This window comes from Pseudogemmobacter sp. W21_MBD1_M6 (assembly GCF_052119585.1).
Lineage (GTDB): Bacteria > Pseudomonadota > Alphaproteobacteria > Rhodobacterales > Rhodobacteraceae > JBGQOJ01.
On sequence record NZ_JBGQOJ010000005.1, the window covers coordinates 88,340 to 109,152 of the forward strand.

The 20,813-nt window shown below is 61.6% G+C and carries 22 protein-coding genes; 6 read left to right on the forward strand and 16 right to left on the reverse strand.

Translation table 11 applies throughout. From position 1 onward, the window contains the following. Positions 1 to 46: 46 nt before the first annotated feature. The 6 genes from ACEN2R_RS08120 to ACEN2R_RS08145 all read right to left on the reverse strand — a co-directional run bounded on the left by ACEN2R_RS08120 (position 47) and on the right by ACEN2R_RS08145 (position 5,097). Positions 47 to 349: an FtsB family cell division protein gene (locus ACEN2R_RS08120; RefSeq protein ID WP_442041045.1), complete on the reverse strand. Its 303-nt coding sequence runs from the start codon at positions 347 to 349 to the stop codon at positions 47 to 49. Positions 350 to 486: 137 nt separating this feature from the next. Then, entirely contained in the window at positions 487 to 1,104 is a 618-nt protein-coding gene (locus ACEN2R_RS08125; protein WP_442041047.1) for a class I SAM-dependent methyltransferase, read from the reverse strand. 43 nt (positions 1,105 to 1,147) lie between these two features. Further along, positions 1,148 to 1,888 (reverse strand): CDP-alcohol phosphatidyltransferase family protein, encoded by a 741-nt coding sequence (locus ACEN2R_RS08130; RefSeq protein ID WP_442041049.1) that lies wholly within the window; start codon positions 1,886 to 1,888, stop codon positions 1,148 to 1,150. 3 nt (positions 1,889 to 1,891) lie between these two features. Next, positions 1,892 to 2,584 (reverse strand): phosphatidylserine decarboxylase, encoded by a 693-nt coding sequence (locus ACEN2R_RS08135; protein ID WP_442041051.1) that lies wholly within the window; start codon positions 2,582 to 2,584, stop codon positions 1,892 to 1,894. A gap of 241 nt (positions 2,585 to 2,825) precedes the next feature. Beyond that, positions 2,826 to 3,755 (reverse strand): class I fructose-bisphosphate aldolase, encoded by a 930-nt coding sequence (locus ACEN2R_RS08140; protein ID WP_442041053.1) that lies wholly within the window; start codon positions 3,753 to 3,755, stop codon positions 2,826 to 2,828. A 145-nt stretch (positions 3,756 to 3,900) separates the two neighbouring features. Continuing rightward, a complete protein-coding gene (locus ACEN2R_RS08145) occupies positions 3,901 to 5,097 on the reverse strand; it encodes a phosphoglycerate kinase (RefSeq protein WP_442041054.1) in 1,197 nt (398 codons plus the stop codon). Positions 5,098 to 5,232: 135 nt separating this feature from the next. On the opposite strand from ACEN2R_RS08145, the gene ACEN2R_RS08150 reads away from it, so the two are divergent. Both ACEN2R_RS08150 and ACEN2R_RS08155 read left to right on the forward strand, forming a co-directional pair. Next, positions 5,233 to 5,733, forward strand: coding sequence for a peptidylprolyl isomerase (locus tag ACEN2R_RS08150; RefSeq protein ID WP_442041056.1), 501 nt, complete (start codon positions 5,233 to 5,235; stop codon positions 5,731 to 5,733). Next, positions 5,726 to 6,271, forward strand: coding sequence for a peptidylprolyl isomerase (locus tag ACEN2R_RS08155; protein WP_442041058.1), 546 nt, complete (start codon positions 5,726 to 5,728; stop codon positions 6,269 to 6,271). Before ACEN2R_RS08150 ends, ACEN2R_RS08155 begins: the two co-directional genes overlap by 8 nt. 122 nt (positions 6,272 to 6,393) lie before the next feature. Here the strand turns inward: ACEN2R_RS08155 and tyrS are convergent, their stop codons facing one another. Next, on the reverse strand, positions 6,394 to 7,647 hold the full coding sequence (gene tyrS, locus ACEN2R_RS08160; RefSeq protein ID WP_442041244.1) for a tyrosine--tRNA ligase: 1,254 nt from the start codon (positions 7,645 to 7,647) through the stop codon (positions 6,394 to 6,396). A 66-nt stretch (positions 7,648 to 7,713) separates the two neighbouring features. Between tyrS and ACEN2R_RS08165 the strand changes: the two genes are divergently transcribed. Further along, a complete protein-coding gene (locus tag ACEN2R_RS08165) occupies positions 7,714 to 8,817 on the forward strand; it encodes an anhydro-N-acetylmuramic acid kinase (protein WP_442041060.1) in 1,104 nt (367 codons plus the stop codon). Positions 8,818 to 8,964: 147 nt separating this feature from the next. Here the strand turns inward: ACEN2R_RS08165 and eno are convergent, their stop codons facing one another. The 3 genes from eno to ACEN2R_RS08180 all read right to left on the reverse strand — a co-directional run bounded on the left by eno (position 8,965) and on the right by ACEN2R_RS08180 (position 12,153). Then, positions 8,965 to 10,242: a phosphopyruvate hydratase gene (eno, locus tag ACEN2R_RS08170; RefSeq protein ID WP_442041062.1), complete on the reverse strand. Its 1,278-nt coding sequence runs from the start codon at positions 10,240 to 10,242 to the stop codon at positions 8,965 to 8,967. A 103-nt stretch (positions 10,243 to 10,345) separates the two neighbouring features. Next, entirely contained in the window at positions 10,346 to 10,759 is a 414-nt protein-coding gene (locus ACEN2R_RS08175) for a Fur family transcriptional regulator (protein WP_442041064.1), read from the reverse strand. A 146-nt stretch (positions 10,760 to 10,905) separates the two neighbouring features. Beyond that, positions 10,906 to 12,153 carry a cation:proton antiporter gene (locus ACEN2R_RS08180; protein ID WP_442041066.1) on the reverse strand — a complete coding sequence of 416 codons (1,248 nt, stop codon included), beginning with the start codon at positions 12,151 to 12,153 and terminating at the stop codon, positions 10,906 to 10,908. Between the two features lie 115 nt (positions 12,154 to 12,268). Between ACEN2R_RS08180 and ACEN2R_RS08185 the strand changes: the two genes are divergently transcribed. After that, positions 12,269 to 13,171: a DMT family transporter gene (locus ACEN2R_RS08185; protein WP_442041068.1), complete on the forward strand. Its 903-nt coding sequence runs from the start codon at positions 12,269 to 12,271 to the stop codon at positions 13,169 to 13,171. Here ACEN2R_RS08185 and ACEN2R_RS08190 read toward each other — a convergent pair. Then, complete coding sequence (locus tag ACEN2R_RS08190; protein ID WP_442041070.1) at positions 13,143 to 13,868, reverse strand: endonuclease/exonuclease/phosphatase family protein; 726 nt, start codon at positions 13,866 to 13,868, stop codon at positions 13,143 to 13,145. The two genes, ACEN2R_RS08185 and ACEN2R_RS08190, sit on opposite strands and share 29 nt — an antisense overlap. 79 nt (positions 13,869 to 13,947) lie before the next feature. On the opposite strand from ACEN2R_RS08190, the gene ACEN2R_RS08195 reads away from it, so the two are divergent. Further along, positions 13,948 to 14,586: a hypothetical protein gene (locus tag ACEN2R_RS08195; protein WP_442041072.1), complete on the forward strand. Its 639-nt coding sequence runs from the start codon at positions 13,948 to 13,950 to the stop codon at positions 14,584 to 14,586. Between the two features lie 3 nt (positions 14,587 to 14,589). On the opposite strand, the gene ACEN2R_RS08200 is transcribed toward ACEN2R_RS08195, so the two are convergent. Both ACEN2R_RS08200 and ACEN2R_RS08205 read right to left on the reverse strand, forming a co-directional pair. Next, positions 14,590 to 16,026, reverse strand: coding sequence for a protein adenylyltransferase SelO (locus tag ACEN2R_RS08200; RefSeq protein WP_442041074.1), 1,437 nt, complete (start codon positions 16,024 to 16,026; stop codon positions 14,590 to 14,592). 77 nt (positions 16,027 to 16,103) lie between these two features. Further along, on the reverse strand, positions 16,104 to 17,042 hold the full coding sequence (locus tag ACEN2R_RS08205; protein ID WP_442041076.1) for a nucleoside hydrolase: 939 nt from the start codon (positions 17,040 to 17,042) through the stop codon (positions 16,104 to 16,106). A 206-nt stretch (positions 17,043 to 17,248) separates the two neighbouring features. Between ACEN2R_RS08205 and ACEN2R_RS08210 the strand changes: the two genes are divergently transcribed. Further along, on the forward strand, positions 17,249 to 18,190 hold the full coding sequence (locus tag ACEN2R_RS08210) for a hypothetical protein (RefSeq protein WP_442041078.1): 942 nt from the start codon (positions 17,249 to 17,251) through the stop codon (positions 18,188 to 18,190). A gap of 25 nt (positions 18,191 to 18,215) precedes the next feature. On the opposite strand, the gene ACEN2R_RS08215 is transcribed toward ACEN2R_RS08210, so the two are convergent. The 3 genes from ACEN2R_RS08215 to mazG all read right to left on the reverse strand — a co-directional run bounded on the left by ACEN2R_RS08215 (position 18,216) and on the right by mazG (position 20,784). Beyond that, entirely contained in the window at positions 18,216 to 18,668 is a 453-nt protein-coding gene (locus ACEN2R_RS08215) for a hypothetical protein (RefSeq protein ID WP_442041080.1), read from the reverse strand. 191 nt (positions 18,669 to 18,859) lie between these two features. Further along, positions 18,860 to 19,870, reverse strand: a complete 1,011-nt coding sequence (locus tag ACEN2R_RS08220) for a Fe(3+) ABC transporter substrate-binding protein (RefSeq protein WP_442041082.1) — start codon at positions 19,868 to 19,870, stop codon at positions 18,860 to 18,862. A 71-nt stretch (positions 19,871 to 19,941) separates the two neighbouring features. Further along, positions 19,942 to 20,784 carry a nucleoside triphosphate pyrophosphohydrolase gene (gene mazG, locus ACEN2R_RS08225; protein ID WP_442041084.1) on the reverse strand — a complete coding sequence of 281 codons (843 nt, stop codon included), beginning with the start codon at positions 20,782 to 20,784 and terminating at the stop codon, positions 19,942 to 19,944. Positions 20,785 to 20,813: the final 29 nt, after the last annotated feature.

Below are 20,813 nucleotides of genomic sequence, written 5' to 3' on the forward strand. Positions count from 1 at the left end.
AACCGGTCAATTAGGGTTTGATTTCAAAGAGAGGGGCAGGGATTGATCAGCGGATCACAATCTCGTCGCCACGTATCATGCCCAGGACTTCGCGCGCCTGCTGATCCAGAAGGTCCAGATCAAGATAGTCGTCGGACAGACGGCGGGCGTTGTTTTCTGCCGTTGCGACCTGTGCTGAAATATCGGCCAGTTGAGAGCGCAAATCGCGGGCTTCGGCGTCAATCTGAATGCGCCGAAACAACCCGTAGTCGCCCTGCACGGCGGCAAAGGTAAAATACATGCCCAGCGAGAATGTCAGGGCGAAATAAATCACCACGCCAAATGCGGGCCGTTTGCGGGATGCGTTCATAGGTCTGCCTCTTGCGCGATCTCTGATGGATCACTGCATGCACAATGCCACAGGTGATTCGCTTTGTGAATCCCCCCGAATGGCCTATTTCTCGAATTTTCAGAGAAACCCGCGCGTTTTCCGGCGCGGTGCGCGGATCATTCGGATTTTCGCTGCAAAAGAAAGGTGAACATGCGGAAGGGGGGGATGGGCCGGATCTCCTCTACGGTCATAGGTTCACCGACCAGAACCCGGTCCATCTCAAAGTCGGAATGCCAGCCAAGCAGGTTAGCGAAAGGCGCGAACAGCCGCTCGATAGAGGCAAGCACGCCGTCCTTGCGGGCAAAATGGTTCACGATCAGGATCTTGCCGCCCGGCTTGCAGACGCGGGCCATTTCGGCAACAACCTTTTCGGGCTCGGGCACCACAGACACCAGATACATGGCGACAACCGTGTCAAAGGTGTTGTCCGGGAACTCCAGATGCCGCGCATCCATTTCCCGCAAAGTGGTCACATGGCCCAGATCATGTTCTTCGACCTTGGATCGGGCCTTGGCCAGCATCTCGGGCGAGACATCAATCCCCGTCACATCAAGGTGCTGATCGTAGTGCTTCAACGACAGGCCGGTGCCGACGCCGATTTCCAGAACCCTGCCACTCCGGCTGTTGATATACTCGACCGCCCTGCGGCGCCCCGACCTTGTAAACGCCCCGAATGAATTGTCGTAAATCGGTGCCCAGTATTTGTATGACGTCTTTACAGCAGAAATATCCAAGTTTCGTCCTTTCAGGTCGGCACCTAAGCACCAATTGAGCATGTCACTTGCGGTAATGTTTAACGACAGAGCGCAACACCGACGCGGCATAGACAAGATCGGCGCAGATCATCAGCAGCCAGAACTTGGTCAGCATGATACCCACGATCAGTGCGGCAGATATCAGAACCCAGATGATCTTTTCCTTGGGCACCAGAATCGATTTTGGCGAAAAGGTCGGCACGCGGCTGACCATCGCCGCCCCGGTCAGGCCCAGCGTCAATGCCGCAACCCAGGGCATCGCGGTGGCGTCCATCATCCCCTGAAACGACAGAAACACGGGAAACAGCGCCAAAAGCGCGCCAGCAGGGGCCGGCACCCCGGTGAAATGGTTTTTCGCCAGCGTGGCGCGTTCGGGGATCTTGCCATTCCCCACGTTGAACCGGGCAAGCCGCAGGCAGCAGCAGCTGACGTAGCCCAGCACGAAAATCCAGCCCATCCCCGTTTCGGTTTTCATCGAGAACTGGAACACCAGCAGGCCGGGGGCCACCCCGAAATTCAGGAAATCCGACAGCGAGTCCAGCTCTGCGCCGATATCGCTGGTCGCCTTCAGGCGGCGGGCAATCAACCCGTCCAGCCCGTCGATCACGGCGGCAAAGATGATCAGCAGGACCGCCATCTCGAACCGGTCGGCAAGCACGAACCGGATCGAAGTCAATCCTGCGCAAAGCCCCAGAATGGTCACAAGGTTCGGTAAAATTTGCAAAAACGGCAGGCGTTCCGGTTTTGAGGGGTGCTCTGTCATCGGTTAACGCGTCACACCGATGCGCGCCGGTTCGTCCGATCGAAGATCGGCCAGCACGGTTTCGCCAGCGATGGTCGACTGGCCAACGGCCACAAACGGGGCAACGCCATCTGGCAGGTAGATGTCCAACCGAGAGCCGAAGCGGATCATTCCGAACCGCTCGCCGGTTCCCAGCTTCTGACCTTCCTTGACCTCGCAAACGATGCGCCGCGCCACCAGCCCGGCAATCTGCACCACGGCAAGCTTGCGCCCGTCCGCCATCCGCACGGCAAGCCCGTTGCGTTCGTTGTCGACGCTCGCCTTGTCCAGCGAGGCGTTGAAAAACTTGCCGGGGCGATAGGCGATCTTCTCGACGATACCCTCGATCGGCAAACGGTTCACATGGCAGTTGAACACATTCATGAACACGCTGACGCGGGTCATCGCCTCTGGTCCCATGCCCAATTCTGCAGGCGGGACGGCAGGCTCGATCATCGACACGACCCCGTCGGCCGGGCTGATGATCAACCCCTCACGCGTGGGCGTGGTGCGTTGCGGATCGCGGAAAAAATAATAGCACCAGACCGTCAGGATCACCCCGATCCAGCCAAGAACCTCCGACATCAGGAACAGGCCCAGGGTGATCGCCGCAAAGATCGAGATGAATTTATATCCCTCGCGATGAACGGGTTTGATAAATGTGGATGCCATGTTCATGGTCAGTCTCTCCGGCCTGGATGTCGTGAATTCACGCAATTGCGTCTCTATTGGCCTCATTCCCGCGAAAGCGCAACAGGTGCGTGACCAAATGGCGTTTCGCACCGGGTCTTTGATGAACAACCCTGTGAACTCTTCTTGGTCCAAATATCCGCCCGCCGCAGGCGTCCGCCACCTGCCATAAACCAAACGCCCGGCACAAGGGCCGGGCGTTTTCAGGCTCGCTTGGGACGGGCCGAGGTTATGCTTTGCCCTTATAGATATCAACCAGCTTGCCCAGCATGTCCAGCGCGTCGGCACGGTCCCGCTGAAAAGAGTTCCGTCCGATGATCGACCCGTTGCCGCCACCGTCGCGGATCGCGCGTGCATCGTCATAAACGCTGTCGGCGCCTTTTTTGGCACCGCCGGAAAACACGACAATCCGGCGACCGGCAAACGATGCGTCCATGCAATGCCTGACCCGTGCCGCCTGCGTTGCGATGTCGATCTTCTGGTCTTCATAGACCTTTTTGGCCTCGGGCAGCATCAGGTGATCGGTGGACAGCTTGATCTTGATGATATGCGCGCCCAGCAGGGCGGCAACCTGTGCCGCATAGGCCGCCACGTCGATCGCGGTCTCGCCGTCTTTGGTGATCGCCTCGCCGCGCGGATAGGACCAGATGACAGTCGCAACGCCCTTGGCGGCTGCCTCTTCGCGCATCGCGGAAATCTGCTCGAACATGTCCAACGCCATGTCGGAACCGGGATAGATGGTGAACCCGATGGCCGAACACCCCAGACGCAGCGCATCGTCGACCGATCCGGTGATCGCCTGATTTTTGCCCGCCGTGTCTGACATCAGCGAATTCGCAGAGTTCACTTTCAGGATTGTCGGAATCTGGCCCGCGAATGTATCTGCGCCCGCCTCCAGCAGACCCAGCGGCGCGGCAAAGGCGTTCAGCCCGGCGTCGATCGCCAGCTGGTAGTGATAATGCGGATCATAGGACGCGGGGTTCGGTGCATAGGTGCGCGCAGGGCCATGCTCGAATCCCTGATCGACAGGAAGGATGATCATCTTGCCGGTGCCGCCCAGCTTGCCGTTCATCAGCATACCGCACAGCTTGCCTTTTACGCCGGGTGTTTCGCCTTCGTAATTCGCCAGAATGCGTTGAACTATCCGCGTCGCTCTCATATCCCAAAATCCTTCCAAAGCATCAAATCCGATGTTGATTCTGGCATATTAGGCTGACGTAGGGCGCGCAATTATGTTCGCGCTAACACGCCCCGAAACAATTCAGTTTCCTCGGTCTGGGCACGTCACAGCCGGCCTTGTGGCGCTACTTCGCCGAATCAAGTGCCTGAACGCCGGGCAGAACCTTGCCCTCCATCCACTCCAGAAACGCGCCGCCCGCGGTCGAGATATAGGTGAATGCCTCTGCCGCGCCCGCCTTGTTCAGTGCCGCAACCGTGTCGCCGCCGCCTGCAACGGACACCAGCGCACCCGCGCGGGTCAATTCCGCCGCGCGCGCTGCCGCCGCATTTGTCGCCGCGTCGAAGGGTTCGATCTCGAACGCCCCCAAAGGGCCGTTCCAGATCAAGGTCTTGCACTGGCCAAAAACCTCGGCAATTTTGGCAACCGTATCAGGCCCTGCATCCAGGATCATCGCATCGTTGGGGCAGGCGTCTGCCTCGACGGTCTGGTTTTCGGCATTGGCCTTGAACTCCCGCGCCACGACAACATCCACAGGCAGCACAATCCGGCAGCCTGCCGCACTGGCCTTGTCGAAAATCTCCAGCGCGGTGTCGGTCATCTCGTGCTCTGCCAGCGACTTGCCCACGTCAATGCCCTGCGCCGCAAGAAAGGTGTTGGCCATGCCCCCCCCGATCACCAGATAATCCACGCGCCCCACAAGATTGCCCAACAGCTCCAGCTTGGTCGAGACTTTGGCCCCGCCCACAACCGCCACAACAGGGCGCATCGGCGTGCCAAGCGCCGCTTCCAGCGCGGTCAGTTCCGCCTGCATCCCGCGACCGGCGCAGGCGGGCAGCAAATGCGCCAGCGCCTCGGTCGAGGCATGGGCGCGGTGCGCGGCTGAAAACGCGTCGTTACAATATACATCACCCAAAGCCGCCAAAGATTCGGCAAAACCGCTGTCGTTCGTTTCCTCGCCCGCGTGAAACCGCGTGTTCTCCAGCAGCAGAACCTCGCCTGCGGGCAGGGCCGTCACGGCCTTTTTCGCCTCGATCCCAATGCAGTCGCCGGCGAAATGCACCGGCACGCCCAGTTCCGCCCTCAATGCGTCCAGCGTGATCGCCAGCGACATCTGCGGCACGACCGCACCCTTGGGCCGCCCGTAATGCGCCAGCAGAACCGGCTTGCCCCCCTTGGCCAGAATGTCTTTCACCGTGGGGGCGATCCGTTCGATGCGCGTCGCATCGGTGACGCGGCCATTTTCGACCGGCACGTTGATATCCACGCGGGTCAGAATGACTTTTCCGGCCAGATCCATATCGTCAAGCGTCTTCCAGGCCATATCATGCTCCTTTAACGGTGTTTTGCCACCAATCACCCCATCTTGAGCAGATCGTCAATGAAAAGGCACGGGTTTGCCCTTTTCCTTTCGTCCCGCGCACCCTACGTTCCGCCCGAATGCAAAAAGGAGCGCCCCATGGCCGAGATCAAAGACCCAGAAAACACACTGCTGATCGAACTGAAGGACGGCACCGTCACCATCGAGTTGCTGCCCGACGTCGCCCCCAAACATGTCGAGCGCGCAAAGGCGCTGGCCCGTGCCGGTGCCTATGACGACGTTGTCTTTCACCGCGTGATCGAAGGCTTCATGGCCCAGACCGGCGACGTCGAGCACGGCAAGGCCGGCGGCAACACCCGTCGCGCCGGCACAGGCGGCTCCGACATGCCCGATCTGCCCGCTGAATTCTCGAAACTGCCACATGACCGTGGATCGCTGGGTGCCGCACGGTCGTCGAACCCGAATTCGGCCAACAGCCAGTTCTTCATCAACTTCGGCGATAACGCCTTCCTGAATGGCCAATACACCGTCTATGGCCGCGTGATTTCCGGCATGGAACATGTCGACAAAATCGCCCGCGGCGAGCCACCGGCGAACCCTGACAAGATGATTTCCGTCAAGGTGGCCGCAGATGCGTAAGCTGATCCTTGCGCTGGCCCTGACCGCCAGCCCTGCGTTTGCCGACACGATGAAAATCGACGTGGCGGGCGAGGCCAATGGCACCGTCACCATCGAACTCTTGAATGAACTGGCGCCGAACCACGTCGCCCAGATCCGTGCGCTGGCGGAAAAGGGAGCCTATGATGGCGTCGTCTTCCACCGCGTGATCGACGGCTTCATGGCGCAAACCGGCGATGTCGAATTCGGCAAACCGGGCGGCGATATGGGCCGGGCCGGTATGGGCGGTTCCGACCTTCCCGACCTGAAGGCAGAGTTCACCGCAGAGCCCTTCACACGCGGCATCGTCGGCATGGCGCGGTCACAAAGCCCCGATTCCGCGAACAGCCAGTTCTTCATCATGTTTGCGGATGGCGAATTCCTGAACAACCAATACACGGTCATCGGCCGCGTGACGGACGGGATGGATGTGGTCGACAGCATCAAAAAGGGCGAGGGCGCGAACGGTTCCGTCATCGGCGAACCGGACCGGATGGAAAAGGTCACCGTGACCGACTGAAAAACAAAGCCCCCTGCACATGCGGGGGGCTTTTAGCCGCCATGCGGCGGCTGCCTGCGGCGCGGATATTTTTGCCAAAAAGAGACCGGAATGTGGTTCTTCTCGGCAAAAATACTCGAAAATCAACCTTGCAGTATCACCAGCGCGTGGCGCTTTTTACCCGCACTCAGCTTTACAGGGGCGGCAAGTGCTGCGGCATCCAGCAAAAGCCCCGCATCACTCAGCGCTTCGTCGTTCATCCGCGCGCCACCCTCTGCGATCAGGCGCTTGGCGTCCTTGCCAGAGCCCGCCAGACCAGAGCGCACAATCAGCTGCACGATGGAAATGCCGCTGCCGACCTCCTCTATGGTCAGCAGCAGGGTCGGCAGGTCGTCGCCCACGCCGCCTTTTTCGAAGACTTCGCGGGCTGTGGCCTCTGCCGTTGCGGCGGCTTCTGCCCCGTGGGCCAGTGTGGTCACCGCATTGGCCAGAACGATTTTGGCCTCGTTGATCTCGGCCCCGTCTAGCGCACCCAGGCGGTCACAGTCCTCGATCGGCAGCTCTGTATAAAGCTTCAGGAAGCGGCCCACATCGGCGTCCGTCGTGTTGCGCCAGAACTGCCAGAATTCATAGGGCGAGCGCATGTCGGCGTTCAGCCAGACCGCGCCGTCCTGGCTTTTGCCCATCTTCTTGCCGTCCGACGTGGTCAACAGCGGCGAGGTCAGCCCGTAAATCTGGTGATCCAGCACCCGCCGCGTCAGGTCGATACCGTTGACGATATTGCCCCACTGGTCCGATCCGCCCATCTGCAACAAACAGCCGTAGCGGCGGTTCAGTTCCAGAAAGTCGTAGGCCTGAAGGATCATGTAGTTGAATTCAAGGAACGACAACGACTGCTCGCGGTCCAGCCGCGATTTCACGCTTTCGAACGCCAGCATCCGGTTGACACTGAAATGCCGCCCGATGTCGCGCAGGAAATCGAGGTAGTTCAGATGGTCCAGCCATTCGGCGTTATTCACCATGATCGCATCGGTCGGGCCGTCGCCGAAGGTCACGTAGCTGGTAAAGACCTGCTTGATGCCCGCAATATTCGCGTCGATCTGGTCTGGCGTCAGCAGGGGGCGTTCGTCGGCGCGAAAGCTGGGGTCGCCCACCTTGGTGGTGCCGCCGCCCATCAGGACGATCGGTTTGTGGCCGGATTTCTGCAGCCAGCGCAGCATCATGATCTGGATCAGCGATCCCACATGAAGTGAGCTTGCCGTGGCATCGAACCCGATATAGGCCGGAACAACGCCCGCGATCAAAGCCTCGTCCAGCGCCTGATAATCCGTGCAATCGGCCAGAAAGCCGCGGGTGATCATGATGCGCATAAAGTCTGATTTCGGGTGGTAGGTCATCGGGTTTAGGTCCATTCTTTTATCCGTCCGCCCCATATATCGGGGAGTGGTGTGAAGGGAAAGCGTATGTTGAAAACGGGGCCTCTTTGGGCGCTTGGCACGATGTCCGGCACCTCTCTGGACGGGGTGGATGCGGCCATGGTGCGGACCGATGGCGTGACGATCGACCGGTTCGGGCCGCATGCCTACCGTCCCTATACGCCAGCCGAACGCGCGATCATCGCCGCCGGTCTTGGCCGCTGGCAGACCGAGCCGGGCGTGGCAGAGGCGGCCGAACTGGTCGAGAACGCCCATGCCGAGGTGCTGTCTGGGTTCGACGGGGCCGATGTCGTGGGGTTTCACGGCCAGACGCTGGCCCATGATCCGCGCGGCGGGCGCACCCATCAGGCGGGCGACGGGCGGGTTCTGGCAGAGGCGCTGGGGCTGCCGGTGGTCTGGGATTTCCGCAGCAATGATGTGGCGATGGGTGGCGAGGGTGCGCCGCTGGCGCCGTTCTTTCACTTTGCCTGCGCCAAATGGATCGGGGAAGAGACACCTCTGGCCTTTCTCAATCTGGGCGGTGTCGGGAACATCACATGGGTTGATCCCGCCAAGCCCCGCGCCGAGGACGAAGGTGCAATTCTGGCCTTTGATACCGGCCCGGCCAACGCGCCCTTGAACGACCTGATGCAGGCGCGGCGGGGGCTGTCGCAGGACGAGGGTGGTGCGCTGGCGGCACAGGGGACTGTTGCGGAGCCGGTGATTGCGGCGTTTCTGGATCATTCGTATTTCTTCAGGATGCCACCTAAGTCATTGGACAGAAACGATTTCAATGGATTGTCCGAAGCGGTGTCCACCCTGTCCGACGCGGATGCGGCGGCGACCCTGACGGCGGCGATCGCGGCCTCTGTCGCGCGCGGGATGGAGCATTGCCCGACCCCGCCCGCGCGTCTGCTGGTGACCGGTGGCGGGCGGCACAACCCGACCTTGATGGCGATGCTGGCAGACAGGCTGGACTGTGTGGTTGAACCGGTCGAGGCCGCGGGGCTGAATGGCGACATGCTGGAGGCGCAGGCCTTTGCCTTTCTGGCGGTGCGGGTGGTGCGCGGCTTACCCACGTCCTGTCCTTCGACGACGGGGGTGAAAGCGGCGGTGGGCGGCGGCAATATCAGCAGGCCGGATGCACCCTGACATCACCGCAAGGCATTGATATGAAACCTGAAAGCCAGACCCTGACGTTCAGGGCAAGGCTGTCTGGCGCGACAGGAAATCTGTCGTCCGCTCCGGCGCGGGGGAAAGGTTTCGCGCCCCGCGCCGAAGTATTCTTGCCAGGAAGACCTAGCCGCGCAGGATGGAACGCCCGGCGTATTCGGCGGTTTCGCCCAGCATTTCCTCAATGCGGATCAACTGGTTGTATTTTGCCAGCCGGTCGGACCGCGCCAGCGATCCGGTCTTGATCTGGCCGCAGTTCGTGGCGACCGCCAGGTCTGCAATCGTCGTGTCCTCGGTCTCGCCGGAACGGTGGCTCATCACGGCGGTATATCCGGCGCGGTGGGCCATATCGACGGCCTTCAGCGTTTCGGACAGGGTGCCGATCTGGTTGACCTTGACCAGCAAAGAGTTCGCGCAACCGCGCTTGATGCCGTCGGCAAGGCGGGTCGGGTTGGTCACGAACAGATCGTCGCCGACCAATTGCACGCGATGGCCCAGGGCCTCTGTCAGGGCTTTCCAGCCGTCCCAGTCATCTTCGTCGCAGCCGTCTTCGATGCTGATGATCGGATAGTCGTTGACCAGCGCGGTCAGGTAGGCGACATTTTCCTCTGGTGTAAGGGTTTTTCCTTCGCCGGCAAGGACATACTTGCCGTCCTTGAAGTATTCCGTCGCGGCGCAATCCAGCGCAAGGCAGATGTCCTCGCCGGGGCGGTAGCCTGCTTTTTCGATGGATTTCAGCACGAAATCCAGCGCGTCGCGGGTCGAGCTGAGATTGGGGGCAAAGCCGCCCTCGTCGCCGATACCGGTGGACAGGCCCGCCGCCGACAGCTCTTTTTTCAGGGTGTGGAACACCTCGGACCCCATGCGCACCGCGTCGCGGATGTTTTCCGCAGCGATCGGCATGATCATGAATTCCTGAATGTCGATCGGGTTGTCGGCGTGTTCGCCGCCGTTGATGATGTTCATCATCGGCACGGGCAGCATACGGGCAGAGGTGCCGCCGACGTAGCGATACAGCGGCTGCGCCGTGAAATCGGCGGCGGCCTTGGCCACAGCAAGCGAGATGCCGAGGATCGCGTTCGCGCCAAGGCGGGATTTGTTTTCGGTGCCGTCGATCTCGATCATCGACATGTCGATGGCCAGTTGTTCGGTTGCGTCAAAGCCCACCAGCGCCTCGGCCAGTTCGCCGTTCACGGCCGCCACGGCCTCCAGCACGCCTTTGCCCATATAGCGCGATGTGTCGCCGTCGCGCTTTTCCACGGCCTCGTAGGCCCCGGTGGATGCACCCGATGGCACGGCGGCGCGGCCCATGGTGCCGTCTTCCAGGATAACATCCACCTCGACCGTTGGGTTGCCCCGGCTGTCAAGAATTTCGCGTCCGATAATGTCGATGATCGTGCTCATGGGGCAGGTGTCCTTGGTCGGAGAGGGGTTGAGGAGCGTATAGCAGGGGAATGTGTCAAATGGAATATGGATTGTTAGCGCTAACTAAGGGCGCGCAAAGACATCAGCTTTTCTTCAACGGGACGCCGTAAAGTTCCAGCCGGTGACCTTTCAGCGCGTAACCCAGTTTGGCGGCGATGCGCTCCTGAAGCTCCTCGATCTCGGGATCGACAAATTCGATCACCTCGCCAGAGTTCATGTCGATCAGGTGGTCGTGGTGGTCACGGTCGGCGGTTTCGTACCGCGCACGCCCGTCGCCGAATTCGTGCTTTTCCAGAATGCCCGATTCTTCGAACAATTTGACCGTCCGGTAGACGGTCGCGATGGAAATGCGCGGGTCGATCAATGTGGCGCGGGCATAAAGTTCCTCGACGTCGGGATGGTCATCCGCGCCTTGCAGAACGTCCGCGATGGTGCGGCGCTGGTCGGTCAGGCGCAGGCCGGATGCCTCGCAGCGGGCGATGATGGATTTGGACATATGCGTAACCCCCGTGCTCTATGGCGCGGGGTTTACGGCAAGTGGCGCGCGGTTTCCAGAATTTTCCGACATCAACCGCGCGCTTTGATCAGGGCAGGATCATGCAAACCCTGCGCTCCCCCCATAGGTGTTCCAAAGACAGGGGCTTACATCAGGTCTGGCGTGCGACCGACCCGCTGCGCAAGCTGCGCGACGGTCAGCCCCTGAACGATGATCGAGAAGATGACGACCATATAGGTCGCGGTCAGGATCAACGGCTTCCACTCGCTTTCGGGCAACGCCAGCGCCAGCGCGACCGAAATGCCGCCCTTCAGCCCGCCCCAGGTCATGATCGGGATCGTCCCGCGCGAGAATTCGCGGAAGGGGCGCAGCAGCAGCACCGGCACCGCGACCGCCACCAGCCGCGCGACCAGTGCCAGTGCGATGGCGAATGTGCCCGCGATCAGGGCCTCATTGCCAAAGGCCACGGCGAAGACCTCGAAGCCGATCATCAGGAACAGAACGGCGTTCAGGATTTCGTCGATCATCTTCCAGAAGCCGTCGACATATCGGCGGGTCAATTCGGACATGCCGTATTTCATGCCGACGTCGCCGATGAACAGGCCCGCCACAACCGCCATGATCGGGGCAGAAACATGCAGCGCCACGGCCAGTTCGTAGCCGCCAAAGGCAAGACCCAGCGTGATCAGCACCTCTAGCGAATAGTCGTCGATGCGGCGCATGACGCGGAACACCAACCAGCCCAGCACCGCACCAAGCAGGGCACCGCCGCCGGCCTCTTGCAGGAACAACAGGCTGATGCCCAGGGCACCTTCGGCGTGATGCGCCCCCGTCGGAAAGGCAAGGCCCACCAGCACCAGATAGACCACATAGCCGACGCCGTCATTGAACAGCGATTCCCCCGCGATCTTGGTTTCCAGCGACTTTTGCAGGTCCGCCTCGCGCAAGACGCCCAGAACCGCCACAGGGTCCGTGGGCGAGATCAGCGCGCCAAAGACCAGCGCGATCAAAAGGGGCATGCCCGTCAGCCACGAAAAGCCGAACCCCACAACCGCCGTCGACAGCGCGACGCCGATGGTCGCCATCAAGAACACCGGCACCCATTGCCCGCGCAGATCGGACAGTTTCACATGCAGCGCGCCCGCAAACAGCAACAGCCCCAGCATGCCTTCCAGCAGCGCGTCGGAAAAGTCGATGCTGGCGATGATGCCGCGCACCGTGACAGAAACCCCCAAGCCTGGCGCCACCGCATCCAGCCCCATCAACGTGACAGAGGCGGCAAGGGCCACGATCAGAATGCCGATGGCGCTTGGCAGTCTCAGGAAAAGATAGTTCAACGATCCGAACGCACCGGCAAGCACAATAAGAAGCGAGGCAATCTGAAGTTCGGTCATCAATGGCACCTATCCTGTTTTCCTGTCCTTTATCACGGGTTTGGCCCTACGGGAACTGCTTGACATGGTCGCCGCCGCGGCATTGGTTGGCCCGCACGTTCGGAAAGGGTGAACCATGCAGCGCAAGGATCGGCTGGACGCCTTGGGGGTTGCGGGGCTGGTCGGGTTTTCCCTGCTGCTTGGCGTCAATCAGGTGGTGATCAAAGTGGTCAATGCCGGGCTTCAGCCGGTGTTTTTCGCGGGGCTGCGGTCGCTCGGGGCTATTCTTTGCGTCTGGCTGTTCATGCGGTTGCGCGGGCAGCGGCTGAACCTTTCCCGCGACACTTGGGGGGCGGGCATGTTGATGGGGGCGGTGTTTTCCATCGAGTTCCTGTTCCTGTTTCTGGCGCTGGATCTGACGACCGTCACGCGCACGACCGTGATTTTTTATTCCATGCCGGTCTGGCTTGCGGGGGCGTCGCATTTCGTTTTGCCGGGGGAACGGATCAGCGGGCAAAAGGCGGTTGGCCTTGCCTGTGCCTTTGCCGGTGTGTCCTGGGCGATCATCGACCAATCCGCCGGTACGAAAGATCCCAGCCTTGCGGGCGACCTTTGTGCATTGGGGGCGGCCTTTGGCTGGGCCTTGCTGGTGCTATTGTCGCGGGTCACGTCGATGTCGCGGGTCAGCCCGGATATGCAGGTGTTCTGGCAGGTGCTTGTGTCGGCCCCGATCCTGTTGCTGGCCGCCCCGTTGTTCGGACCGCTGGTGCGCGACCTGCAACCGCTGCACATCTGGCTTCTGGCGTTCCAGATCGTGGTGATCGTGACCTTCGGGTTTGTCTTTTTCTTTGTGCTTCTGGCGATCTATCCGTCGTCCAGTGTCGCCTCGTTCAGCTTTCTGACGCCGGTGTTCGGGGTATTCATGGGCTGGGCGGTGCTGGGCGAAGAGGTCGGCCCAAGCATCATCGGCGCGCTGGTGCTGGTGGCGCTGGGGATCATGCTGATCAACGTCAGGCTTCGTCGTCCCGCATCAGGCTGACATCCGCCCAGACCGGCAAATGGTCGGACGCCCGCCGCGCGTGGTGCTGGTCGACCACGCCCGCATCCAGCAAATTCACGCTGTCCGAAAGGCCGATCCGGTCCAATGCTGCGATGGGACGCGCCGCGTGAAAGCTGCGACCGGGCGCGTGCACCGTGAATTGCCGCTCCAGCGCCTCCAGCCCGCCATTGGGCGACCATTCGTTGAAGTCCCCCAGAATGACCGTGGGCATCGGCGCGCGCGCCGCCAGATCGTCGGCGATATGGGCCAGTTGCAACCGCCGGTGCCGCCGCATCAGCCCCAGATGCACGCCGATCAACCGCAAGGACCGGTCGCCAAACGTCAGTTCTGCCAGAACCGCGCCGCGCGGTTCCAGCCCCGGCAGGGCCATGGGGTGCGACAAGGTCACCTGCATTCCCTTGCGGACAAGGACCGCGTTGCCATGCCAGCCAAGGCTGACGCCGGTGGCATCGAACGACAGGGGCACCAGATCGCTGTGCCCCTCCAGCAGAACACGGGGCAGGGCGGCGGGGCGGGGACCGAACCGGCGGTCGGCCTCTTGCAGGGCGACGATATCGGCCCCGAGGTCGTTGATCACCTCCAGCACTCGGGCAGGGTCGCGCCTGCGGTCCAGACCGATGCATTTGCGGATGTTGTAGCTGGCAATGCGCAGCCGGGGGGACGGTTGTCGTTCCATGGGTGGTATATGGGAGGCCCGCGCGCCCGCGCAAAGTAAACCGGTTGTTAAATTCCGGCGCGAACCTTACGTTTTCCCCATGAACCTGCGAAAACAAAGCAAAGTGACCTATGCCATCTGGTTCACCCTGTGCGCCACGGCCCTTGTCGCCCTTGTGCTGGGGCGGCTTCCGCTTGTGTTCGTGTCCCTTGCCACGCTGGGCCTGTCGATGACGCCCGCGCTGTTTGCGGAAAGATTCGCGATCCGCCTGCCGATCAGCTTTGTCGCGGCGATTGTCGTCTTTGCCTTTGCCACGCTTTTTCTGGGCGAGGCGTTCGACTTTTACAACCGCTACTGGTGGTGGGATATTGCCCTGCACGGCGGGTCTGCCGTGGGCTTCGGGCTGTTGGGGTTCCTGTTCATCTTTATCCTGTTCGAAGGCGACAAATACGCCGCCCCCCCTTGGGCCATTGCGGCGCTGTCGTGGTGCGTGGCCATGACCATTGGTGCGATCTGGGAAATATTCGAGTTCACGATGGATCAGACCTTTGGCATGAACATGCAAAAGTCAGGGCTGATCGACACGATGTGGGATCTGATCGTCGATGGCATCGGCGGTGGTGTCGGCGCGCTTGCGGGGTTCTTTTACCTGAAGGGCCAGCAGATCGGTGGCCTGTCCGGCGCGATAGACGAATTTATCCGCCTGAACCGGCGGCTGTTCAACAAGACCCGCAAATAACGCCTATGTCCCGCAGAATGTCGCCCGCACGGCTTCTGTCGCGGTTGCGGGGTTGCGATAGGCCGCGAATTCGGGCTGGTCGTCATAGGGGCGGGCCAGCAGGGTGTTCAGCGTCTCGAACAGGGTGAAATCGCCCTGCACAGCCGCCCCGATCATCTGCTCTATCCGGTGGTTGCGCGGGATGAACGCGGGGTTCACCGCGTCCATCATCGCGCGCCGCGCCGCTGGCGTCTGGGGGTCGCGGGCAAGGCGGTCGTGATAGTCGGCGGCCCAGACATCGAATGCCTCGCGGTTCAGGAACTGGTCACGGGCGTCCGGCCCTGACAGCGCCCGGAATGTATTGGTGAAATCCGCCTGTCCCTGTTCCATCACCGCCAGCAGCCGACCGATCAGCGCCTCGTCGTCATCCTCGACCGAGGCAAGCCCGATCTTGCGCCGGAAAATCGACAGCCATTCCGCGCGGAACAGATCGGGGAAGGCATGCACGGCCTGCGTCAGGGCGTCGATGGCGGCGTCGCGGTCGCCCATGATCGGCAGCACGGATGTCGCCAGCTGTGCCATGTTCCAGACCGCGATATCTGGTTGTTTATCATAGGCATAGCGCCCGAACTGGTCGATAGAGCTATAGACCATGTTGCTGAAATACGCCTCCATGAAGGCGCAAGGGCCATAGTCGATGGTTTCGCCCGCAACATGGGAATTGTCGGTGTTCATGACCCCGTGAATAAAACCCACGCTCATCCATTGGGCAATCAGCCGCGCCTGCCGCGCGATGGCGGCCTGAACCATCCCCAGCGGACCGTCCGCATCGGGGTAATGGCGCGCGATCACGTGGTCGGTCAATGCGGTCAGTGCCGCGACATCCCCGCGTGCCGCGAAATACTGGAACGTGCCGGTGCGGATATGGCTTTGCGCCACACGGGTCAGCACGGCACCGGGTTTCGGCCCCTCGCGATAGACCGTATCGCCGGTCAGCACGGCGGCAAGGGCGCGGGTGGTGGGGATGCCAAGGGCGTGCATCGCCTCTGACACCACATATTCACGCAGCACCGGCCCCAGCCACGCCCGCCCGTCGCCGGACCGGGAATAGGGTGTCGGCCCCGATCCCTTCAGCTGGATGTCGCGGCGAATGCCGTCGGTGCCCACCACTTCGCCCAGAAGAATCGCGCGGCCGTCGCCCAGTTGCGGTGACCATCCGCCGAACTGGTGCCCCGCATAGACCTGCGCCAGGGGCTGCGATCCTTCGGCCACCGCGTTGCCCGCCAGAACCGCGACGCCCTCGGGCGAGGCCAGCGCCGCCGCATCCAGCCCCAGAAGGGCTGCAAGCCCCGCGTTCACCTTGATCAGCGACGGGGCCGGGACCGGCGTTGGCGCAAGGGCCGTGAACATCCGCGACGGCAGGCGGGCATAGGAATTGTCAAAGGGCAGGGACAGGGTCATCGGGCGCTCCATTGTTATGGCATACATAGGGCGCATGCCGCCCCGTTGCCACCCGTCGGATCATCCGGTGTCCGCCGTCACAAAAGCGCAAGCCGCTGCGTCAACAGCGTGAAAAACCCGGCCGCGTCGATATCGTTCATGAACATGGCATTCGGTTGCCGCCCCGAAACGCGCCACCAATCGGCCACGGTCATGCCCATTGTCAGTTCCGATCCGGTTTCCACCGTCACGTTGATGTGGCGGCCTTTGAACAGGTCGGGGCGGATCAGATAGGCGATGACGCAAGGGTCATGAAGCGGCGCACCCGCCGATCCGTATTTCTCTTTGTCGAAGCGTTCAAAGAAATCGGTCCATTCGGCGACGGTGGCGCCGACCGGCGTGCCAAGGGCGCGGAACGCCTCGACCCGCGCGCGGTTGGTCAGCGCTTTATGCGTCACGTCCAAGGGCATCACAACAATCGGTGCAGCGGATTTGAACACAATATCAGCAGCATGCGGATCGACGTGAATGTTGAATTCGGCGGCGGGCGTGATGTTTCCGCCCTCGAAACAGCCGCCGCCCATCAGCACGATCTCTTGGATGCGACTGGCAATGTCGGGGGCTTTTTGCAACGCTGTCGCGATATTGGTCAGCGGCCCCAGCGGGCACAGCGTGACCGTGCCATCCGCATGGCTGCGCAGGGTGTCGATGATGAAATCCACCGCATGGGTGTCTTGCAGCGGCATTACCGGATCGGCCATCACCGGCCCGTCAAGGCCGGTTTTGCCGTGCACATTCTCTGCCGTGACCAGCCTGCGCACCAGTGGCGCGTCGCATCCTGCAAAGACCATCATATCGGGGCGCCCGGCCAGTTCGCACACGATGCGGGCGTTCTTTTCGGTCAGGGGCAGGGGCACATTTCCGGCCACGCAGGTCAGGCCCAGAACCTCGACCTCGGCACTGGCCAGCGCCAGCAGAATGGCGACCGCATCGTCCTGCCCGGGGTCTGTGTCGATGATAATCTTGCGCGGGGTCATGGGGGCTCCTTTTTTCTGCGACATTAGGGCGAAGTCGGGCCCGATGTCCACGGGGCGCGGACGCGCACCGATGCGGGCGCGCACGGGGCGATAATGCCACACCGGTTCCGCGCCTTTGGCCCAGAAACGCCACAATCGGGCGATATCCATGGGGCATGACATAAGGGGGGGCTTGCACAAAACCCCCGACAGATCAGGGGCCGACCATGACAGACCAATCCACCGCCAACCTTTCCGACACTGGCGCCGTCCTGCTGGCCTTGACCACGCAGCCGATGGCCACAGACAGCTTTCGCCGCATCCTTGACCGGAACACAGGCCAGTTTGCGCAGCAGGGGCTGGATGTCTTCGTTCCCAAGCGCACAGAGGATACGTCGGGAAATCTGGCGCTGTGCCTGCCCGCCGCGCGTGACCTGCGGTCGGGCTATGGCCCCAAACCCTTCATTCAATGCAGCCGCGACACCCTGAAAGCCGGGGGGTGGGACGCAAGCCTGCCGCGCACCTCGGTGATGGCCGACGATACGCTGCTGGGCGAAATGCTGGCCTTTGAACAGGGCCGGTTCTTTCCGCTGGCCCGGCCGCGTCTGCGCGTTCTGGCAAAGTCGCTGGGCCGTCCGGTGGATCGCGCGGTTCTGGTGATGCAGGATTACGCCGATCTTTATGTCGCGACCTATGCGTCGCTGGCAGAGCGCGGCCCGATGCGCGATTTCCGCAGCTTTCTGCCCGCGCTGGTCAATGTCGGTGCCGGTTGGACCGGGCTTGTCGGCGAGGTGATAAAGGGGCTTAACCCGTGCCGTCTGGTGCTGCTGACCGAACCCCTGCGCGGCGGCAATACGCAGGCGCTGTCAGCCCTTGCAGACCGCCCCCTTACGGATATCGCCGCCCCCGACTGGCACTTTGACGAGCCGGTCAGCCGCGACGCCATCGAGATGATGCAAAAGAACTTTCGCGCAGGCGTGGGCCTGTCGCAGGCCGATATTCTGGACATCAAACAGGATTTCAGCGTGACAAAAGGCTACGACCGTTTCGATCCGCTGACCACCGCCGAGCGGCGCATGTTCAGCAACCGCTACCGCAACGAACTGGAGGCAATGCAGCCCGCAGCACAGCTTGACCTGATCGAGCCGGTGCTGATGGCCGCAGAATAGGCCCGACGCACTGCGGGCCTGGGCATTACCGGGAAAGGAACCCGACGCCCGCGCCGCGCATGACGCCGAACTCCACCGTGTCCAACACACCCAATATCGTATCGACGCCGTTTATTTGCCCTTCCCAACGTGCGACGCCACCTGATGCCTTTTTATCCAGTTCTTTCGCGTTTTTCATGTCTTTAAGGGTGGTTTTGGCAATCTCTGTTGCCAGCGACACCGGCATTTTGCTTGCGCTTGCAAAGCAGCGCGGGCCAGAGGATTTCCCGGCATTGGTGGCCGCAACGGCCCGAAATCCGTTGCGTGTGTAAATATGCATGCCAGATTCGACGCCCCGATATTTCCAGCCTGCGGCTTTCAGCGCGTCCTTTGATTTCGTCCCGTTCGGAAAGGTCTTTGCGCAAATCGCCAGCGCCTCTTTTGCGGCATCCCAGTTTTCGTCGGCCTGTGCCGACACGGTCATGGAAAGTGCGATCATTATACAAAGGCCCGCGAAATTCCGGCGGGATCTGGGGTTAACGATAATACTCATACTCGGCTTCTCCGCACATGTAACCTGTTGGACCTCAATGATATCGCCATTCCACAGGGACGCCAACCCGTCAAAAAAACGGGAGGCGCATCGGCCCCCCGTTTCCCTGTCTCATAAGTTCGTCTCAGCCGTCTTTGTCAGCCGTCGAAATCGACCGTTTCAACCAGCTTCAGCGCATCGCCGCGCAGCTTTGCCAGCTGGATCAGGTCCAGCGTGTCGGGGGTAAGGCTGCCCCAGCTTGCCACCAGATCAGAGGCGGGCGTGCCCTCTTTCACGGGGTATTCATAGTTGGTTTCGGCGTAGATCTGCTGTGCCTTGGGCGAGGAAAGATATTCCATCAGCGTCAGCGCCGCGTCACGGTTCGGCGCCGCCTTGGTCATCGCCACGCCCGACATGTTCACATGGGTGCCGCCGCCCTCGAACACGGGGAACATGATCCGCACGGCGTTGGCCCACTGGGTCTGTTCCGGGTCGGCCAGCATTTCGCCCATGTAATAGGTATTGCCCAGCGAGATGTCGCATTCGCCCGCCCAGATCGATTTGACCTGTGCGCGGTCGTTGCCCTGCGGTTTCATCGCCAGATTGGCCTTTACGCCTTCCAGCCATGTGGTCGTATAGGCGGCGTCATGATGCGCCAGCATCGCGGCGACAAGGCCCAGCGTGTAGGAATGTGTGCCGGAACGGGTGCAGATGCGGCCCTTCCACTTGGGGTCGGCCAGATCCTCGTAGGTTGTGATCTCGCCGTCTTTGACGCGGTCCTTGCTGGCATAGACGATCCGCGCACGGGTGGTCAGCGCAAACCACTGGCCGTCGGGGTCGCGGAAAACGGAGGGGATGTTCTCGGTCAGGACCGCGCTGTCGACCTTTTGGGTGACGCCCGCATCCACGGCTTCGGCCACGCGCGACACATCGACCGTCAGGATGATATCGGCAGGAGAGCGCGCGCCCTCGGCCACCAGCCGCTCTGTCAGACCCTTTTCGACAAACGCCACATTGGTGGTGATGCCGGTGTCGGCGGTGAACGCGTCCAGCAGGGGCTGGATCAGCTCTGGCTGGCGGTAGGAATAGATGTTGACCTCTTCCGCCAGAACGGGGGCGGCAATGGCAAGCAACGTGGTCGCGAAGAGGGCGGAGCGAATGGTGGTCATGGCAAAAGTTCCCTTGATGTTGATGGGGCGGTTAAATCCGAGTCTTTTAGTCAGGTCAATACCTGATTATTTTACTCGGAAACTTTCCCTGCCTCTGCCCTCACCTCCATCTTCACCTCGTCCCACAGCGCGTCCATCTCTGCCAGATCCGACTGCGCAGGGGTTTTTCCCCGTGTCGCCAGCTTTGCCTCTACGCCCTCGAACCGCTTGATAAACTTGGCATTCGCCGCCCGAAGCGCGGCCTCGGGGTCGATTTTCAGGTGCCGCGCCAGATTGGCGACGACAAACAAAAGGTCGCCGAACTCCTCCTCGACCTCGGTTTGCGTCAGGGTGTCGCGGGCCTCGACAAGCTCGCGCGCCTCCTCAACGATTTTGTCGATCACCTGATCGGTCGAGGGCCAGTCGAACCCGACCCGCGCCGCGCGATTCTGCAATTTCACCGCCCGCAGCAAGGCGGGCAGGCCCACCGCCACCCCGTCCAGCGTGCCGCGCTCGGCGCGACCGGCGCGTTCGCGGGCCTTTTGCGCCTCCCAGTCGATGGTCTGTTGGGCGGCGGTCTTGTCGCGGCTTTCATCACCGAAAACATGCGGGTGCCGGTCAACCATCTTGTCGGCGATCGCATCGGCAATGCTGTGAAAATCGAACAGCCCGCGTTCGGCGCCGATCTCTGCATGGTAGACGGTCTGCAACAGCAAATCGCCCAACTCTCCCTTCAGCTCTCCCCAGGCCTCGCGCTCTATCGCGTCGGCCACCTCGTAGGCCTCTTCGATGGTGTAGGGCGCGATGCTGGCGAAATCCTGTTCGATATCCCAGGGACAGCCGGTGTCGGGGTCGCGCAACCGGCGCATGATTTCCAGCAAGCGGGGCATACCGCCATTCGCCCCAAGACACAGGGTGTTGCTCTCTTTGGTCATTGCGTCCGTCCGTGCTTTGAGTGACTTTC

Bases quoted from the DNA above. Each gene is read 5' to 3' on its own strand.
- ACEN2R_RS08120 (WP_442041045.1), bottom strand. From the start codon at position 349: ATGAACGCATCCCGCAAACGGCCCGCATTTGGCGTGGTGATTTATTTC.
- ACEN2R_RS08130 (WP_442041049.1), bottom strand. From the start codon at position 1,888: ATGACAGAGCACCCCTCAAAACCGGAACGCCTGCCGTTTTTGCAAATT.
- ACEN2R_RS08135 (WP_442041051.1), bottom strand. From the start codon at position 2,584: ATGAACATGGCATCCACATTTATCAAACCCGTTCATCGCGAGGGATAT.
- ACEN2R_RS08140 (WP_442041053.1), bottom strand. From the start codon at position 3,755: ATGAGAGCGACGCGGATAGTTCAACGCATTCTGGCGAATTACGAAGGC.
- ACEN2R_RS08145 (WP_442041054.1), bottom strand. From the start codon at position 5,097: ATGGCCTGGAAGACGCTTGACGATATGGATCTGGCCGGAAAAGTCATT.
- ACEN2R_RS08150 (WP_442041056.1), top strand. From the start codon at position 5,233: ATGGCCGAGATCAAAGACCCAGAAAACACACTGCTGATCGAACTGAAG.
- ACEN2R_RS08155 (WP_442041058.1), top strand. From the start codon at position 5,726: ATGCGTAAGCTGATCCTTGCGCTGGCCCTGACCGCCAGCCCTGCGTTT.
- tyrS (WP_442041244.1), bottom strand. From the start codon at position 7,647: ATGACCTACCACCCGAAATCAGACTTTATGCGCATCATGATCACCCGC.
- ACEN2R_RS08165 (WP_442041060.1), top strand. From the start codon at position 7,714: ATGTTGAAAACGGGGCCTCTTTGGGCGCTTGGCACGATGTCCGGCACC.
- eno (WP_442041062.1), bottom strand. From the start codon at position 10,242: ATGAGCACGATCATCGACATTATCGGACGCGAAATTCTTGACAGCCGG.
- ACEN2R_RS08175 (WP_442041064.1), bottom strand. From the start codon at position 10,759: ATGTCCAAATCCATCATCGCCCGCTGCGAGGCATCCGGCCTGCGCCTG.
- ACEN2R_RS08180 (WP_442041066.1), bottom strand. From the start codon at position 12,153: ATGACCGAACTTCAGATTGCCTCGCTTCTTATTGTGCTTGCCGGTGCG.
- ACEN2R_RS08185 (WP_442041068.1), top strand. From the start codon at position 12,269: ATGCAGCGCAAGGATCGGCTGGACGCCTTGGGGGTTGCGGGGCTGGTC.
- ACEN2R_RS08190 (WP_442041070.1), bottom strand. From the start codon at position 13,868: ATGGAACGACAACCGTCCCCCCGGCTGCGCATTGCCAGCTACAACATC.
- ACEN2R_RS08195 (WP_442041072.1), top strand. From the start codon at position 13,948: ATGAACCTGCGAAAACAAAGCAAAGTGACCTATGCCATCTGGTTCACC.
- ACEN2R_RS08200 (WP_442041074.1), bottom strand. From the start codon at position 16,026: ATGACCCTGTCCCTGCCCTTTGACAATTCCTATGCCCGCCTGCCGTCG.
- ACEN2R_RS08205 (WP_442041076.1), bottom strand. From the start codon at position 17,042: ATGACCCCGCGCAAGATTATCATCGACACAGACCCCGGGCAGGACGAT.
- ACEN2R_RS08210 (WP_442041078.1), top strand. From the start codon at position 17,249: ATGACAGACCAATCCACCGCCAACCTTTCCGACACTGGCGCCGTCCTG.
- ACEN2R_RS08215 (WP_442041080.1), bottom strand. From the start codon at position 18,668: ATGATCGCACTTTCCATGACCGTGTCGGCACAGGCCGACGAAAACTGG.
- ACEN2R_RS08220 (WP_442041082.1), bottom strand. From the start codon at position 19,870: ATGACCACCATTCGCTCCGCCCTCTTCGCGACCACGTTGCTTGCCATT.
- mazG (WP_442041084.1), bottom strand. From the start codon at position 20,784: ATGACCAAAGAGAGCAACACCCTGTGTCTTGGGGCGAATGGCGGTATG.